Annotated in this window: 12 protein-coding genes; 4 read left to right on the top strand and 8 right to left on the bottom strand. The window is 68.5% G+C overall.

What is annotated here, in order from left to right; translation table 11 throughout:
• Positions 1 to 283 precede the first annotated feature (283 nt).
• From LE190_RS06930 to LE190_RS06940, 3 genes are all read left to right on the top strand, one after another.
• Entirely contained in the window at positions 284 to 3,532 is a 3,249-nt protein-coding gene (locus LE190_RS06930; RefSeq protein WP_225237993.1) for a PAS domain S-box protein, read from the top strand.
• 111 nt (positions 3,533 to 3,643) lie between these two features.
• A complete protein-coding gene (locus tag LE190_RS06935) occupies positions 3,644 to 4,063 on the top strand; it encodes a hypothetical protein (protein ID WP_225237994.1) in 420 nt (139 codons plus the stop codon).
• 110 nt (positions 4,064 to 4,173) lie between these two features.
• Positions 4,174 to 4,845, top strand: a complete 672-nt coding sequence (locus LE190_RS06940) for a TetR/AcrR family transcriptional regulator (protein WP_225237995.1) — start codon at positions 4,174 to 4,176, stop codon at positions 4,843 to 4,845.
• Here LE190_RS06940 and LE190_RS06945 read toward each other — a convergent pair.
• From LE190_RS06945 to LE190_RS06970, 6 genes are all read right to left on the bottom strand, one after another.
• Positions 4,820 to 5,599, bottom strand: a complete 780-nt coding sequence (locus LE190_RS06945) for a DUF4214 domain-containing protein (protein WP_225237996.1) — start codon at positions 5,597 to 5,599, stop codon at positions 4,820 to 4,822. The two genes, LE190_RS06940 and LE190_RS06945, sit on opposite strands and share 26 nt — an antisense overlap.
• A gap of 121 nt (positions 5,600 to 5,720) precedes the next feature.
• Positions 5,721 to 6,227: an outer membrane beta-barrel protein gene (locus LE190_RS06950; RefSeq protein ID WP_225237997.1), complete on the bottom strand. Its 507-nt coding sequence runs from the start codon at positions 6,225 to 6,227 to the stop codon at positions 5,721 to 5,723.
• Between the two features lie 265 nt (positions 6,228 to 6,492).
• Entirely contained in the window at positions 6,493 to 7,896 is a 1,404-nt protein-coding gene (gene lpdA / locus LE190_RS06955; protein ID WP_225237998.1) for a dihydrolipoyl dehydrogenase, read from the bottom strand.
• Between the two features lie 6 nt (positions 7,897 to 7,902).
• A complete protein-coding gene (locus LE190_RS06960; protein WP_225237999.1) occupies positions 7,903 to 9,276 on the bottom strand; it encodes a dihydrolipoamide acetyltransferase family protein in 1,374 nt (457 codons plus the stop codon).
• A gap of 4 nt (positions 9,277 to 9,280) precedes the next feature.
• A complete protein-coding gene (locus LE190_RS06965; RefSeq protein ID WP_224946033.1) occupies positions 9,281 to 10,291 on the bottom strand; it encodes an alpha-ketoacid dehydrogenase subunit beta in 1,011 nt (336 codons plus the stop codon).
• A gap of 74 nt (positions 10,292 to 10,365) precedes the next feature.
• Positions 10,366 to 11,598, bottom strand: a complete 1,233-nt coding sequence (locus tag LE190_RS06970; protein WP_225238000.1) for a 3-methyl-2-oxobutanoate dehydrogenase (2-methylpropanoyl-transferring) subunit alpha — start codon at positions 11,596 to 11,598, stop codon at positions 10,366 to 10,368.
• A gap of 186 nt (positions 11,599 to 11,784) precedes the next feature.
• Between LE190_RS06970 and LE190_RS06975 the strand changes: the two genes are divergently transcribed.
• Positions 11,785 to 13,404 carry an EAL domain-containing protein gene (locus LE190_RS06975; RefSeq protein WP_225238001.1) on the top strand — a complete coding sequence of 540 codons (1,620 nt, stop codon included), beginning with the start codon at positions 11,785 to 11,787 and terminating at the stop codon, positions 13,402 to 13,404.
• Positions 13,405 to 13,440: 36 nt separating this feature from the next.
• On the opposite strand, the gene LE190_RS06980 is transcribed toward LE190_RS06975, so the two are convergent.
• Positions 13,441 to 13,836 carry a GFA family protein gene (locus LE190_RS06980; protein ID WP_225238002.1) on the bottom strand — a complete coding sequence of 132 codons (396 nt, stop codon included), beginning with the start codon at positions 13,834 to 13,836 and terminating at the stop codon, positions 13,441 to 13,443.
• Between the two features lie 30 nt (positions 13,837 to 13,866).
• A complete protein-coding gene (locus tag LE190_RS06985; protein ID WP_225238003.1) occupies positions 13,867 to 15,762 on the bottom strand; it encodes a CocE/NonD family hydrolase in 1,896 nt (631 codons plus the stop codon).
• Positions 15,763 to 15,805: the final 43 nt, after the last annotated feature.

Here is a 15,805-nt window from a genome sequence, read left to right on the forward strand (position 1 = left end):
CCGTTGTGCAAAGGATTGGAAATTTCCAAGGTATTCACTTAATTCGCGGCCCGTTGCCGCTGCTGGGGGAAGCCGCGCCGGACGGCGGCAACGCTGAGGTCGTCCAGTATAGCGTTTCCATGTGGAAACTGGCGATGTGGGCGAATTAACGACAGCTTTCCGCTCGCTGGCCTGTCGCGATAGCAACACTGTGTCTTGCGATACCCCTGTCTTGTTACATCGATGTATCAATGTTTGCGTTGAGATATTACAATTGCCGAATCCTCGACAACGCGATTCCAGCATGGCGCACCCGGCAGTTGCATTACCCCGACCCTTCGCCTCCGGCGCAGGCGCGATCGGCAAGCTCATTGACGAATTCGACTGGAGCGCCACCAGTCTGGGCCCCATCTCCGGCTGGCCGGGCGTGGTGCGCCACACGGTCGACCTGATCCTGCGTTCGCCGCTGCCCATGGTCACGATGTGGGGCGCGGACGGGATCATGATCTACAACGAAGGCTATGCCCGGATCGCGGCCGGGCGCCATCCGCAGCAGCTGGGGGCCCCCGTGCGTGCCAGCTGGCCGGACGAAGCGGCCTTCAACGACAATGTGATGCGGGTCTGCATGGGCGGCGCAAGCCTGTCCTACCGCGACGCCGAGCTGACGCTGGGCCGCCACGGCGCGCCTGAGCAGGTCTGGCTGAACCTGGATTATTCCCCCATCGTCGCCGAGGACGGCAGCGTGGCGGGGGTGCTGGCGCTGGTGGTGGAAACCACCGACAAGGTGCGCGCCGAGCGCTACCTGGCCGGCGAGCAGGACCGCCTGCGCGCGATGTTCGGCCAGGCGCCGGGCTTCATGGCCATGCTCACCGGTCCCCAGCACCGCTACGAACTGGTCAACGATGCCTACCTGGGACTGGTCGAACGCAGCGACGTCATCGGCCGCAGCGTGCGCGAGGTCCTGCCCGAGGTCGCGTCCCAGGGCTTCATCGCGCTGCTCGACGGGGTCTATGCCAGCGGCGAACCCTACAGCGGCGCGGCAAGCGAAGTCTGGCTCACCGCCGCCGACGGCGCGAGCCGCCTGCACTACCTCGACTTCGTGTTCCAGCCGGTGCGCGACCCGTCCGGTACCGTGTTCGGCATTTTCGTGCAGGGCAACGACGTCACCGAGCGGGTGCAGGCCGAGCGCGCGGTGCGCGCCAGCGAAGCGCGCTTCCGCAGCTTCGCCCAGGCCATGCCGAGCCAGGTCTGGGCCGCCGACGCGCGCGGCCAGCTGAACTGGTTCAACGAACGCATCCTGGCCTACACCGGCCTGGCGCACGAGGACCTGCTGGGCGATGGCTGGGGCCGCGTCGTCCATCCGGGCGACCTGCAGATGGTACGCAGCCGCTGGACCGAGGCGGTGGCGACCGGCACCGTGTACGAGGCCGAGGTGCGGCTGCGACGCGCCGATGGCAGCTACCGCTGGCACCTGAACCGGGCGCTGCCCCTGCACGGGGGCGCAGGCGCGGCGGGCGTGACCGACGGCTGGGTCGGCACGAATACCGATATCGAGGAACAGAAGAACACCGCCCAGCGCTACGCGGCGCTGAGCGCCGACCTGCAGGGCCAGGTGGCGCTGCGCACGGCCGAGCGCGACCGCATGTGGCGGCTGTCCAAGGACATCCTGCTGGTGTGCGGCTACGATGGCCGGGTGGAGGCGGTCAGCCCGGCCTTCGGTACCCTGCTGGGCTGGCAGGAGACCGACATCCTCGGCAAGAACTTCATGGAGCTGGTGCACCAGGAAGACCGTGGCGCCACCGTGGCGCAGATGGCGGCGCTGGCGCGCGGCGTCTACGTCTACAAGTTCGAGAACCGTTTCCGGCGCAAGGACGGCGGCTGGTGCCTGCTGTCCTGGAACGCGGCCGGCGACGAAGGCCAGGTGCACGCGATCGGGCGTGACATCACTGCCGACCGCGAGCAGCTCGAGACCATCCGCCGCACCGAACTGGCGCTGCAGCAATCGCAAAAGATGGAAACCATCGGCAAGCTGACCGGCGGCGTGGCGCACGATTTCAACAACCTGTTGCAGATCATCTCCGGCAACCTGCAGCTGCTGCAGGTGTCGGACCTGGCACGGCGCGGATCGGGCGACGCCGCGCGCTGGATCGACAGCGCGCGCTCGGCGGTGGACAAGGGCGCCAAGCTGGCCAGCTACCTGCTGGCCTTTGGCCGCCGCCAGCCGCTCGAGCCGAAGGTGGTGCGCATCGGCCGCCTGGTGTCAAGCATGGAAGACATGCTGCGTCGCTCGCTGGGAGAAGAGATCGCGATCGAAATGGTGATCTCGGGCGGGCTGTGGAACACCGCGGTGGACGTGACCCAGGTCGAGAACGCGCTGCTCAACCTCGCCATCAATGCGCGCGACGCGATGGCCGGCAGCGGGGATGGGCAGCGCCGCCTGACCATCGAAGCCACCAACGCCGTGCTCGATGACCTGTACTGCCGGTCCCACGGCGACGTGATGCCCGGCCAGTACGTGATGCTGGCGGTGAGCGACACCGGTTGCGGCATGCCCCCGGAAGTGGTGGCGCATGCGTTCGAGCCCTTCTTCTCGACCAAGCAGGAAGGCAAGGGCACCGGCCTGGGCCTGTCGATGGTCTACGGTTTCGTCAAGCAGAGCGGAGGCCACGTCAAGATCTACAGCGAGCCCGGACGCGGAACCACCGTCAAGGTCTACCTGCCGCGCTCCACTGCCGCCGAGGACCCGGTCGGGCCGGTCGAGACCGGGCAGGCGGAAACGGGCAGCGAGACCATCCTGGTGGCCGAGGACGACGAGGCGGTACGTGCCACCGTGGTCGAGATGCTACGCGGCCTCGGCTACCGCGTGCTGAAGGCGCCGGACGCCGCCAGCGCCTTGGCCGTGATCGATAGCGGGGTGCCGATCGACCTGCTGTTCACCGACGTGGTGATGCCCGGCACCCTGCGCAGCACCGACCTGGCGCGCATGGCGCGTGAACGCCTGCCAGGGCTGGCGGTGCTGTTCACCTCCGGGTACACCGAGAACGCGATCGTGCACGGTGGCCGGCTCGATCACGGGGTCGAGCTGCTGGGCAAGCCGTACACCCGCGAACGCCTCGCCGGGCGCATCCGCCAGGTGCTGGCCGGCCAGAAGCAGGGCGCGGCCATGCCCGTCCCCGCGCCTGCGCCGGGCGCGATGGCGGCCGCGAATGGCCCCCTGTCCATCGTCCTGGTCGAGGACGAGGACAGTATCCGCGCCAGCACCGCGGCCCTGCTGGCCCACCTCGGGCACCGGGTACAGGCCGCGGCCGACGCTGAAGCGGCACTGGCGCTGATTGGCGCCGACACCGACGTCCTGGTCACGGACGTGCAGCTGCCGGGGATGTCGGGCGACGCGCTCGCGGCCCAGGCCCACGCCAGGGCGCCCGGCATGCGCATCGTGTTCGCGACGGGAAACGGCGAAGTGGCGAACTGGCCCGATGCCGTGGTGCTGCGCAAGCCCTACGATCTCGACGCCCTGCTGCGGGTGCTGGGGCGCCCGGCGGCGCTGGCCTGAGCGGGCGCTGTTTCCCGCGTCCGGTCTTTCCTACATGGAGCGCCGGTCTGGGCCTATTCGTGCGCGGGCCGCGCGGCGCTATCATGGGCATCCAACCGCGAACAGGAGAGCATGATGTCGATGCAGAGCGAAGGCAAGGACGCCAAGGGCCGCAACTACCACCAGAGCACGCACGACGGCACCGGCAGCGCGGCCAGCGTGGGCACCGGCGGGACCGGCGACATCGGCGCCATGGGCAGCGAGAACGCCGGGGGCAGCCGCCAGTCGGCCAGCCGCAGCGACGACCTGCTGGCCGGCGATACCAGCCAGCAGGAAGCCGAACAGGCCTTCGGCGGCGCCAGCCAGGGCGGCGCCCTGCGCACCGGCATGGAAGGTATCGACAGCGGGGGCAAGGATGGCAAGGGCGGCAGCCGACAGGCGGAACAGCCCGGAACCCGGCAGGCGGCGGACACGCAGCGCCAGGGCGGCCTGCCGGCCAGCCAGACCGACGACGACCAGTACGACCAGGGCACTGCAGCAAAGGAGCGCTGATCCTGCCCCATCGTGGCCGCCGACGATGTCGGCGTTCTCGCCGACACGGCGCGTTTTTCCTACACGTAACATTGTCAGGATGATGACAAGTTTCTGTGTAGAATGTGGGCATGAAAGCTGAGCTCAACCATTCCCGCTCGTACCGTGGATTGACCCAGGACGAGCGGCGCACCGAACGCCGGGCCCGCCTGGTCGCGGCCGCCATTGCCGTGTATGGCGAGCGCGGCTATCACCAGGCCACCGTCAAGGCGGTCTGCGAAGCCGCCGGCCTGACCGAACGCTATTTCTACGAATCCTTCGTCAACAGCGAAGCCCTGCTGATCGATTCCTTCAACCTGGTCACTTACTCGGTACTGGGGGACGTGAAGCGGGCCGCGCGCGAAGCCGGCCGCGGACGCGTTGCGCGCCTGCGCGCCATGCTGCACGCCTACTTCTCCGCCCTGCAGCGCGAGCCCCAATCGGCGCGTGTGTTCCTGGTCGAGATCCGCGGCGTCAGCCGGGCCGTGGACCAGGCCTTCGACGCCGCCCTGCGCGCGATCGGGCACGAGGTGGCGCGCATTGTTGCCCCGTCCGGGCAGCCCGGGGACGAATTGCTGCAGGCCGGCGTGGTCGGCGGCGTCATGCACATTGCGCTGCGCTGGATCGATGCGGGCTACCGGCCCGGGATCGAGAGCGTGGTCGATTCCGCCCTGCAGCTCGGCATGCTGCTGTCGGCCCGGCCCGCGCGCGGCGCGCGGGCGCGCGCCGCCGGGACGCTTACTGCGCCTGCTCCATCTGCGTGATGGTGGCGCGCATCTCGGTGTCGAACGCGGCCGGATCGGTCGCGCCATCCACCTTCGCCATCATGGCCCGTCCCAGCCGATTGTCGGCTTCGCCACGGTAGAGCGTCGCGCCGTCGGGGCGCGCGGCCAGCATGGCGGTGAAGCGGGTCGCCACGGCGACCTTGCTGGCCAGCGTGCCCGGATCCTTGTGCTGGGCCCCCAGCATGATCGCCAGCGCCGCGTCCGAGCGCGAGATCACGCCCTTGTCGAGCGCCTGGACCCAGTAGTCCAGGCCGGCCGGATCGGCTTCGCGCTGGAACAGGTTGCGGTACAGGCCGGCAACGAATTCCCTGGTGCTGCCGGAGGTTTCGCGCGCTTCCGTGCTGTTGGCGAAGGCATCCAGCATGGCGCGCACGCCCGGATTGTCGCGGTACTGGCTGGCCAGCGCGGCCGGCTCGGTGGCCGCCGCCGCCGCCGCCAGCTGGCGGCCCCAGTGTTCCAGTCCGGCCGGGTCGGCCGGGCGGCCGAAGTAGGCCAGGTAGACGTGCTGCAGGACCGGCGTGTACGGCTGCCAGGCCACGTTGGCTGCTGGTGTGCCGGGTGCCGCTTCGGCGCCAGGCTGGGCACCGGGAGGGGTCTCGCGCTTGCCGCAGGCGGCAAACAGCAGCGGGATGGCGATGGCCAGGGCAAGCGTGGCGGTGCGCCGCGGCGCAGTTGCCGAACGTTCGGTGGAGGCGGAAGAAGCGGAATAAGCGGAAGAAGCGGCTGGCTGCATGGAAGTCCGGTGTGGTTGAGATGCCGGAAGTATACGGTTCTTTTTGCTTCTTGCACGCAGGAATGAAGGAAAAATGGCGGCGCAGCCTGCGAAGCCTGCGCCGCCATTCCTGGGCTGGGACTTAGAACTGGAAGGCCACGCCGGCGCTCAGGTTGGTCGCGTCGCTGGCAGGCTTCTGCACTTCGACCCGGGCCGAGACAGCCGGGTTGAAGGCATAGCTGAGGCCAACGCCGTACAGGGCCTTGGTGTCATGTTCCTTCGAGCGCCAGTTGTCGATGCTGGCCTTGGCTTCCAGGCGGTTCACGCCCAGGCGGCCGTACACGCTCACGCTTTCGCCCACCGGCAGACTGCCGATCACCGACAGCGACAGCTGGTCCACCTTGGCGTTGGCGCTCAGGGCGCCCGAGCGATAGTCCTCGTCGAACAGGCGACGGTAGCCGCCTTCCACCGCGAAGTTCTGGTGGAAGTTGTAACCGACGAAGGCGCCGGCGCTGGTGTCGCGCTCGCCGATACCGTCGACCTTGGTGCGGCCGACGTCGGCGCCTGCATAGAAGGTGTTGGGCTGGGCGGCGAAAGCGGCGGAGGAAGCGAGGACCAGGGCGGTGGCGGCTGCGATTTTCTTGAACATGTCATGCCTTTCTTGTTAGCGTGCGCTGGGGCTCATTCCCGAGCGCGAGGCGATTATTGCACTCAGGATAAACTTAACCTAGGCACAATTTGCAAATAATGTTTGCAAATGTAACAAAGTATGCATGGATCGTTTGCTGCTCGGGCAAACCTGGCAAAGATTCAGCGGTGGCACGACAATAAAAAAACCGCCCCGAAGGGCGGTCGTTCGGATAGCGGTCGCGCTATCCGTCGGGCGGGCGGGTATCCGCCCACGCGGTCCACACTCAAATGTGCAGCGCATGTCCGAGCGCGCGCAGGCAGGCTTCCTGCACCGCCTCGCCCAGCGTCGGATGCGCATGGATGGTGCCGGCCACGTCCTCCAGCAGGGCGCCCAGTTCGATCGACTGGGTGAAGCCTGCCGCCAGTTCCGAGACGGCGCCGCCCACGGCCTGCCAGCCGATGATGCGGTGGTCGCCCTTCCTGGCCACCACCCGCACGAAGCCATCCGTGCTTTCGATCGTCATGGCGCGGCCGTTGGCGCTGAACGGGAAGCTGGCGGTGATGATCTCGATGCCCGCCTTGTCGGCATCCAGCGGCGACATGCCGACCACCACGATTTCCGGATCGGTGAAGCAGACGGCCGGAATCGCCGCCGGGGCGAAGTGGCGCTTCTTGCCCGATACGATCTCGGCCACCATCTCGCCCTGCGCCATTGCGCGGTGCGCCAGCATCGGCTCGCCGGCCAGGTCGCCGATCGCCCACACGTTGCGCATCGAGGTGCGGCACTGGTCGTCCACCTTGACCGCGCGGCCGTCCATGTCGAGCATCAGGTTTTCCAGGCCCCAGCCGGTCGTGGCGGGCTTGCGGCCCACGGCCACCAGCACCCGGTCCGCTTCCAGCACCGCGTCGACCCCGGAAGCGTCGCGTACCCGCACCCGGCCTTCCTCGTCGAGTCCCTGCACCGAGCAGCCCAGGCGCAGTTCGACACCCAGGCGTCCCAGCGCCGCCGCGACCGGCTTGACCAGGTCGGCGTCGTAGGCGGGCAGGATACGGTCGGCCGCTTCCACCACGGTCACCTGGCTGCCCAGCTTGTGGTAGGCGGTGCCCAGTTCCAGGCCGATGTAGCCGGCGCCGACGACCACCAGGCGTTGCGGGACGCTGGCGGGGGAGAGCGCCTCGGTGGACGAGATCACCGGTCCGCCGAAGGGCATGAAGGGCAGTTCGACAGGGTGCGAGCCGGTGGCCAGCAGCATGTGCTCGCAGCGGATGCGCACGCTGGCCTGCCCCTCGCCGTCCTGGCGCACCTCGACCGTCTTGCCGTCGAGGATGGTAGCCCACCCATTCACGAGCCGGACGCCGTTCTTCTTGAGCAGGGCGCCAACCCCGCCGGTGAGCTTCTTGACGATGCCGTCCTTCCAGGCCACCGTGCGCTCCAGGTCGATGCGCGGTTCGCTGGTGGTGATCCCCAGCGGCGAGGTCTCGGCCGCGTAGCTGCGCGCCTTGCAGAATTCCTCCGCCGCGTGGATCAGGGCCTTGGACGGGATGCAGCCGATGTTCAGGCAGGTGCCGCCGGGCGAGGCGCCCTCGACCAGCACGGTCTGCACACCGAGCTGGCCGGCGCGGATCCCGGCCACGTAGCCGCCGGGACCGCCGCCGATGATCAGGAGGGTAGTATTGATGGTCTCCATGCGCCTTTACTCCACGAAGATGGTGGCCGGGGTTTCGAGGTAACCGCGGATGGTCTGGACGAACTTCGCCGCCACCTGGCCGTCGATGACGCGGTGGTCGAACGACGAGGACAGGTTCATCATCTTGCGCGCCACCATGGCGCCATCCTTGATGACCGGACGGTCGACGATGCGGTTGGGGCCGATGATCGCCACTTCCGGACGGTTCAGCACCGGGGTGGTGACGATGCCGCCCAGCGGGCCCAGGCTGGTGATGGTGATGGTGGAACCGGTCAGCTCCTCGCGCGTGGCGCGGCCGGCGCGCGCGGCATCGGCCAGGCGCGCCACTTCGGCGGCCGCCGCCCACGGGTCGAGCGTCTCGGCGTGGCGCACCACCGGCACCATCAGGCCGGCCTCGGTCTGGGCTGCGATGCCCAGCTGGACGCCGTCGTACTGGGTCAGCATGTTGTTGGCGTCATCGTAGCGCGCGTTCATCATCGGGTACTGGCGGATGGCCAGCACCACGGCGCGCATCAGGAGCGGCAGGAAGGTCAGCTTGCCGCGCTCGGCGCCATACCTGGCGTTGAGCTGGGTGCGCAGGGCTTCCAGTTCGGTGACGTCGACTTCTTCCACATAGGTGAAGTGCGGGATGTTGCGCTTGGCTTCCTGCATCTTCTCGGCGATCTTGCGGCGCAGGCCGATCACCGGCGCGGCGCGCTCGCCTTCGCGTTTCGCGTAGCGGTTGTCGCGTCCGCCGGCCTGGGCGCTGCCGCGGTGGCCCGCCACGTGGGCGTCCAGGTCGGCATGCGTGATGCGTCCGGCCGGGCCGGAACCATGCACGAACTGCAGTTCGATGCCCAGGTCCCAGGCACGCTGGCGCACGGCCGGCGCCGCCAGCGGCTTCTCGCCCTCGGCGCGCAGCGGCACCGGACCCTTCTGGTAGGCCTGCGTTTGCGGGCCCGCAGGCTTCGCCGGCGGTGGGGCCGCGGGCGCCGGGGACGGCGCGGCCCTGGAGGACGCGCCCTGGGCCGCTTCGGCCTGCGCCACCGCAGCCAGCTGCGGATCGCCCACTTCCTCGGCCGGGGCGGTGGCGGCGGCCGACTTCACCGGCTCCTGCTTCGCCTTCTCGGCCGCGCTCTTGCCAGTGAAGTTACCGGCGCCTTCCACTTCGAGGCGGATCAGCTCCGCGCCCACGGCGAGCGCCTGGCCCACGGCGCCGCCCAGCGAGGTGATGACCCCCGCCACCGGCGAGGGAATCTCGACGGTGGCCTTGTCGGTCATGACATCGGCCAGTACCTGGTCTTCCTTGACCGTATCGCCCGGCTGCACGTGCCAGGCCACGACTTCGACTTCGGCGATGCCTTCGCCGAGGTCCGGCATCTTAATGACGTGAATGCCCATCGGTTCAACCCTCCATCGCACGTTTCAGGGCCGCGCCGACACGGTCGGGCCCCGGGAAATAAGCCCATTCCTGCGCATGCGGATACGGGGTGTCCCAGCCGGTGACGCGCTCGATCGGCGCCTCCAGCTGGTAGAAGCAGTGTTCCTGGACCAAGGCCGCCAGCTCGGCGCCGAAGCCGCTGGTGCGGGTGGCTTCGTGCACGATCACGCAGCGGCCGGTCTTCTTGACCGAATTGACGATGGTCTCGAGGTCGAGCGGCCAGATGCTGCGCAGGTCGATCACTTCGGCGTCGACGCCGCTCTCGCGCGCCGCCGCTTCCGAGACCCAGACCATGGTGCCATAGGCCAGCACGGTCACGTCGTTGCCCGGGCGGACGATGGCCGCCTTGTCCAGGTCGACCTTGTAGTAGCCGGTCGGGACGTTGCCGGCCGCGTGGCCGGACCAGGGGACGACCGGACGGTCGTGGTGGCCGTCGAACGGGCCGTTGTACAGACGCTTTGGCTCCAGGAAGATCACCGGATCGTCGTTCTCGATCGAGGCGATGAGCAAGCCCTTGGCGTCATACGGATTCGACGGCATCACGGTGCGCAGGCCGCACACGTGGGTGAAGAAGGCTTCCGGGCTCTGGCTGTGGGTCTGGCCGCCGTAGATGCCGCCGCCGCAGGGCATGCGGATCACCATCGAGGAGGTGAACTCGCCCGCAGAACGGTAGCGCAGGCGCGCCGCTTCCGACACGATCTGGTCGGTCGCCGGATAGAAATAGTCGGCGAATTGGATCTCGACCACCGGGCGCAGGCCGTAGGCCGCCATGCCGACGGCGGTGCCGACGATGCCGCCTTCCGAGATCGGCGCGTCGAACACGCGCGACTTGCCGTATTTCGCTTGCAGGCCATCCGTGACGCGGAACACGCCGCCGAAGTAGCCGACGTCCTGGCCGTACACCACGACGTTGCCGTCGCGTTCCATCATCACGTCCATGGCCGAGCGCAGCGCCTGGATCATGGTCATCGGCATGCTGGTACTGGCCTGGTCCTGCTGCGGATCCCGGCCCCGGTCCTTCTCATTCGCTTGATCATCGCGCGCCATGCTCATACTCCCAGTTGCTGACGCTGCCGGCGCAGGTGCTCCGGCATGTCCTTGTAAACGTCCTCGAACATCGTGGCCGCGCTCGGGGCGCGCTCGTCGCCCAGGATGCCGTAGGATTCGGCTTCCTTCTGCGCGGCGAGGATCTCGGCCTCGAGTTCGGCCTGCACCTTGTCGTGCTCTTCGTCCGACCACCAGCCCTGTTTCGTGAGGTACTGGCGCAGGCGCTGGATCGGGTCGCCCAGCGGGAAGTGCTGGAAGTCGTCGGCCGGGCGGTAGCGCGAAGGATCGTCGGAGGTCGAATGCGGACCGGCGCGGTAGGTGACCCATTCGATCAGGGTCGGTCCCAGGTTGGAGCGGGCCCGTTCGGCCGCCCAGCGCGAGGCGGAGAGCACGGCCAGGAAATCGTTGCCGTCCACGCGCAGCGACGCGATGCCGCTGCCGATGCCGCGGGTGGCGAAGGTGACGCTCTCGCCGCCGGCGATGGCCTGGAAGGTCGAGATCGCCCACTGGTTGTTCACCACGTTCATGATCACCGGCGCGCGGTACACGTGGGCGAAGGTGAGGGCGGTGGAGAAATCGGATTCGGCGGTGGCGCCGTCGCCGATCCAGGCCGAGGCGATCTTGGTGTCGCCCTTGATGGCGGACGCCATGGCCCAGCCCACGGCTTGCGGGTACTGGGTGGCGAGGTTGCCGGAAATCGTGAAGAAGCCGGCGCGGCGCACCGAGTACATGACCGGCAGCTGGCGGCCCTTGAGCGGATCGCGCTCGTTGGACAGCAGCTGGCAGATCATCTCGACCAGCGGCACTTGCTTGGCCATCAGGAGGCTCTGCTGGCGGTAGGTCGGGAAGTGCATGTCGCCGTCTTCCAGGGCCAGGGCCTGGGCCGTGCCCAGGGCTTCCTCGCCGAGCGACAGCATGTAGAAGGACATCTTCTTCTGGCGCTGGGCGATCACCATGCGCGCGTCAAAAATGCGGGTCTTCATCATGGTGCGCAGGCCGAAGCGCAGCAGTTCGGGCTCGACCTCGGGTACCCACGGACCGACGGCGTCGCCGTTCTCGTCCAGGACGCGGATCAGGCCATTGGCGATGTCGCTGGTCTCCAGCGGCGCGACGTCGATGGGCGGACGCCGGACCGAACCGGCGGGACTCAACTGCAGATACGAAAAATCGGTCTTGCATCCCGGGCGGCCGGTAGGCTCCGGTACATGCAGCGACAGAGGCTTACTCTGACTCATAAACGCTACCCCTTTGTAAGGTGAATTGCGGCAAGCATGATACGGCGAACGGCCGCGCACACGAAGCTTTTGGCCAAGTATTTTTATTTTGCTATGCAGCATAAACGGCACGCCCGGTCCGAGGGCAACGCCCGATTGCCGGGCGCGGACGGCGTCTGTAGTATGGGACTGTGCAGCACAACTCCCATGCCTGGGCTCAAACTCGATATGCAGGAAGTCATGCAGAAAACCGCGGTCATGTTGCTGACGCTGCTGCTGGCGCTGGCCGGGATCGGCTTGCCGATCTGGCTGGCGATCGAGGAATCCGAGCGCCAGGCCTTCAAGGCCGAAAGCGCGCATGCCCTAGGCTACGCGCGCGACGTCGTGCTGCGCGCCAACGAGACCGGCCAGCAGGTGCAGGCCGCGGTGGAGCGGCTGGCCCCATACACGGCGGCGCCATGCGCGCAGGCCAGCCTGGACGAGATGCGCGAGATCGACCTTGGTTCGACCTATATCCAGGCGGTCGGCTACGTGCAGGGCGACAGCATGCCCTGTTCCTCGATCCTGGGCACGGCGCGCCGGCTCGACCTGGGACCGCCCGACTACGTGAGCGCGGACGGCGCCCGGATCTGGCGCGCGGCGCGCTTCCCGTTCGCGCCGCAGGAACGCTTCCTGGTGCTGCAGTACGGGAGGTTCGCCGCCATCCTGCACGCGCAGCTGGCGCTCGACACCGCCAAGAGCGAGCCGGACGTGGCGCTGGCCGTGCTGCCCTTCGACTTCCCGCAGCCGATCAGCGCGCGCGGCGCGGTCGACCCGGCCTGGCTGGCGCGCCTGGGCAAGGCGCGCGAGGCGGTGTTCGTGGACGGCGAGCAGCTGGTGGCCGTGGCGCGCTCGGACCGCTTCCGGGTGGCCGGGGTGGCGGCGCTGCCGCTGCACTACGTGCAGGGACGGTCGGAGGCACTGGCGATGCGCCTGGTGCCGGCCGGGCTGGCGGCTGGCGTGATGCTGAGCCTGGCGATCCTCTACCTGGCACGCTTGCAGATGGCCTTGCCGTATGCCGTCAAGAACGCGCTGCGCCGGCACGAACTGTTCCTCGAGTACCAGCCGGTCGTGGACCTGGCCACGGGGGCGTGGATGGGGGTCGAGGCGCTGGTACGCTGGCGCCGGCCCACCGGCGAGATCGTGATGCCGGACCTGTTTATCCCGATCGCCGAGCAGAACGCGCTGATCGTGCGCCTGACACGCCAGGTGCTGGACCGGGTCTGCCGCGACACCGGCTTCTATCTCGAGATGCACCCCGACTTCCACATCGGGATCAACGTCGCGCCGGCCGATTTCCACTCCCCCGGCTTCGTCGAGCACCTAGAGGAGACACTGGGGCGGATGGGCGCGCGTCCATCCAACCTGATCCTGGAAGTGACCGAGCGCGGCCTGCTCGACCCGGTCGTGGCGCGCCAGACCTCGGGTGCGCTGCGCCGGCTCGGCTTCGCGCTGGCGATCGACGATTTCGGCACCGGCTATTCGAGCCTGTCCTACCTGGAGTCGCTGGAGCTGGATTTCCTGAAGATCGACCGCAGCTTCATCGAGGCGATCGGCACCGGCGCGCCCACCAGCCAGGTGGTCGGGCACATCATCCGCATGGCCAAGGACCTCGGCCTGCGCATGATCGCGGAAGGAGTGGAGAGCCATGCCCAGGCCGATTTCCTGCGCGCCCAAGGCGTGCAGTATGGCCAGGGCTGGCTGTTCGGGCGGCCGATGTCCTTCGTCGAGGTGGTGCGGCGGATGGAAGAGATGGCACGCGCGCAGCCGCTCCACGCCACCGGTTGAACCGGGCGGCCGCCTCCTCCCCCGGAGGGGACGGATTCAGGGAATGTGCTCGGCGCCGGCCGGGGGGACCACCCAGCCATGCATCCGCTCTTCATAGACGGACACGGTCGGCGCTGGAAAACCGGGGTCGGCGAAGGCGCCGACCGGAATGCTGAGCAGGCCCGGGAACGCATCGGCCTCATAGTAGACGGTCGCCCCGCAGCGCGGACAGAAGTGGAAGCGGGCCTGCGCGCCCGAATCGCCGGCCAGCGTGTACACGCTCGCACTGCCGCTCACCGTCACGTCCGCGCGCCGGAACCTGGCCTGCTGCGCGAACGGACTGCCGGTACGGCGCTGGCAGGCCAGGCAATGGCAGATCGAGACCCGCAGCGGCGCGCCGGCCACGCGCGCCGTCAGCTGGCCGCAGCTGCAGGAAGCGAGACGGGTCGGCATGGCGCGGGTCTCCTCGATGCCGTCCTGGTCCTAGCGCAGCACCGGGAGCTCGATGTAGCTCGGATTGGCCGCATCGTGATGCAGGGCGTTGTCGGCCACCACGCCTTCCTTCTCGCTCTCGTTCGGACCACCCGTGTTCAGGTTGCGCACGAACTTCGGGAAGTTGGACGAGGTCACCTCGACCCGGATCCGGTGCCCCGCGCCGAACTGGATCGCGGTCGCGATCGGGCTCGGGCGGATGGTGGCGACCTCGCCGGCCTTGAGCGGTTCCGGGCGCTCGAAGCCGTTGCGGTAGCGGGCCCGGAAGATGGTGTCGCCGATGATCCAGGCGGTGCCGTCGGGTGCGACGTCGACCAGCTTGACGGCGAAATCGGTGTCCTTCGCGTTCGACGAGACTTTCAGCACCGCATCCACGAAGCCGGCCACGCTCACCGCCTGCGGCAGCGGGTCGCTGGTGTAGACCAGCACGTCGCTGCGGACCTCGACCGGGCGCTGGTCGAAGGCGCCGGGCACCACGATGCCGCCGTTGCAGCAGTCGCCGCCGCCGATCGTCTGCACCGGGTTCATCGGGTCGTAGCGGTAACGGTCCGGCGCTTCGCCCGCCGCCGGCGCTTCCATGCTGAGCCGGCCGTCGCCGTGCAGCGAATTGGCCCGGCCGCCGGAGCGCAGGTAGAGGCGCATCGGCCTGGCGTTCTGCGGCGGCCAGGTACTGGCACCATGCCAGCGGTTGGCGCCCATCTCGTAGTAGCGCACGTGCGGGGTGCTGGCCGGGAAGGCCTTGGCGTCGCCCTTCAGCCAGCGGTCGAACCAGCCGTAGACGGCGCCGTCGACATCGAAGCTGGTGTCGCCCATGGCGCGCGCGCCGACCGTGGTGTCGGGCCCCATGCGGGAATAGGCGCAGTGCGGGATCGGCGCCACCACCGCGTACTGGTTGGCGCTTGCCTCCTTGTCGGTGCCGGCGGCGCGCGCATGGTTGAACAGTTCCAGGTTGGGGCCGATCGAGACGTCGTACCAGCTGTTGAACCACAGGGCCGGTACGCCCCAGCCCATGCCTTCGTGGTACAGGCCGCCCTGGCGCCAGCCCGGGTCGGCCGGGGTGCGCCCGATGAACTGTTCGAAGGTGGCGGGCGGCTCGCCCAGCGAGGACAGCATCCGGTCCACCGGCAGGTGCCTGATCTGCTTGTTCCAGTCGACCGCCGGCTTGCTCGCATGCAGGTCGTTGTAGGCCTCGACCCGGGCGCGCAGGCGCTCGTCCTGGATGCCGGCGGGCAGGCGCGCGCGCAGCGGGTTGTCGACCCCGTACAGCCAGACGAAGAACAGGTTGCGCGGTACGCCGCCGGTGTACCAGTTGCCCTGTTCCTGGAAGCGCCCGACCTTGCCGATGCCGGCCCCGGCCGACATCGGCACCATCGCCGCATGCGCGGGGTGGTTCAGGGCGGCCAGGGCCAGCTGCCATTCGGCCGAGGACGAGCAGCCCAGGGTGCCCACCTTGCCGTTCGACCAGGGCTGCTGGGCGATCCACGACAGGGTGTCGTAGCCGTCGGTCTGCGGGTTGCCGAGGATCTGCCAGTCGCCTTCCGAAAAATAGCGTCCGCGCTCGCTCTGGACGATGAAGACGTAGCCGCGCTTGACCGACTCCAGCACGTAGCGCTGGGTCGAGCCTTTCAGCTTGCCCTCGTTGTAGGGCGTCTTCCACAGGATGACCGGCAGGCGGCCGCTGGCGTTCTTCGGCAGGTAGATGTCGGTCGAGAGCCTGACCCCGTCGCGCATCGGCACCATCACGGACAGCTGCTTGCTGGCGATGCGCGCCAGTTCGCCCTCCATGGCCTCGGGACTGTACTTCGCGTAGTCCTGGGCCAGGGCCAGGGTGGTGGCATCGCTGGCCAGCAGGGCCAGGGCAGTCAGGGTGGCGGCAATCTTCTTCAAAGGCGGTCTCCTCGGGTGGAATGGGCGTTGCTATGCGTAGACA

The sequence above is a fragment of the Massilia hydrophila genome (genome assembly GCF_020208145.1).
GTDB classification, from domain to species: Bacteria; Pseudomonadota; Gammaproteobacteria; order Burkholderiales; family Burkholderiaceae_D; genus Telluria; species Telluria hydrophila.

Bases quoted from the DNA above. Each gene is read 5' to 3' on its own strand.
- LE190_RS06930 (WP_225237993.1), top strand. From the start codon at position 284: ATGGCGCACCCGGCAGTTGCATTACCCCGACCCTTCGCCTCCGGCGCA.
- LE190_RS06935 (WP_225237994.1), top strand. From the start codon at position 3,644: ATGATGTCGATGCAGAGCGAAGGCAAGGACGCCAAGGGCCGCAACTAC.
- LE190_RS06940 (WP_225237995.1), top strand. From the start codon at position 4,174: ATGAAAGCTGAGCTCAACCATTCCCGCTCGTACCGTGGATTGACCCAG.
- LE190_RS06945 (WP_225237996.1), bottom strand. From the start codon at position 5,599: ATGCAGCCAGCCGCTTCTTCCGCTTATTCCGCTTCTTCCGCCTCCACC.
- LE190_RS06950 (WP_225237997.1), bottom strand. From the start codon at position 6,227: ATGTTCAAGAAAATCGCAGCCGCCACCGCCCTGGTCCTCGCTTCCTCC.
- lpdA (WP_225237998.1), bottom strand. From the start codon at position 7,896: ATGGAGACCATCAATACTACCCTCCTGATCATCGGCGGCGGTCCCGGC.
- LE190_RS06960 (WP_225237999.1), bottom strand. From the start codon at position 9,276: ATGGGCATTCACGTCATTAAGATGCCGGACCTCGGCGAAGGCATCGCC.
- LE190_RS06965 (WP_224946033.1), bottom strand. From the start codon at position 10,291: ATGCCGATGACCATGATCCAGGCGCTGCGCTCGGCCATGGACGTGATG.
- LE190_RS06970 (WP_225238000.1), bottom strand. From the start codon at position 11,598: ATGAGTCAGAGTAAGCCTCTGTCGCTGCATGTACCGGAGCCTACCGGC.
- LE190_RS06975 (WP_225238001.1), top strand. From the start codon at position 11,785: ATGCCTGGGCTCAAACTCGATATGCAGGAAGTCATGCAGAAAACCGCG.
- LE190_RS06980 (WP_225238002.1), bottom strand. From the start codon at position 13,836: ATGCCGACCCGTCTCGCTTCCTGCAGCTGCGGCCAGCTGACGGCGCGC.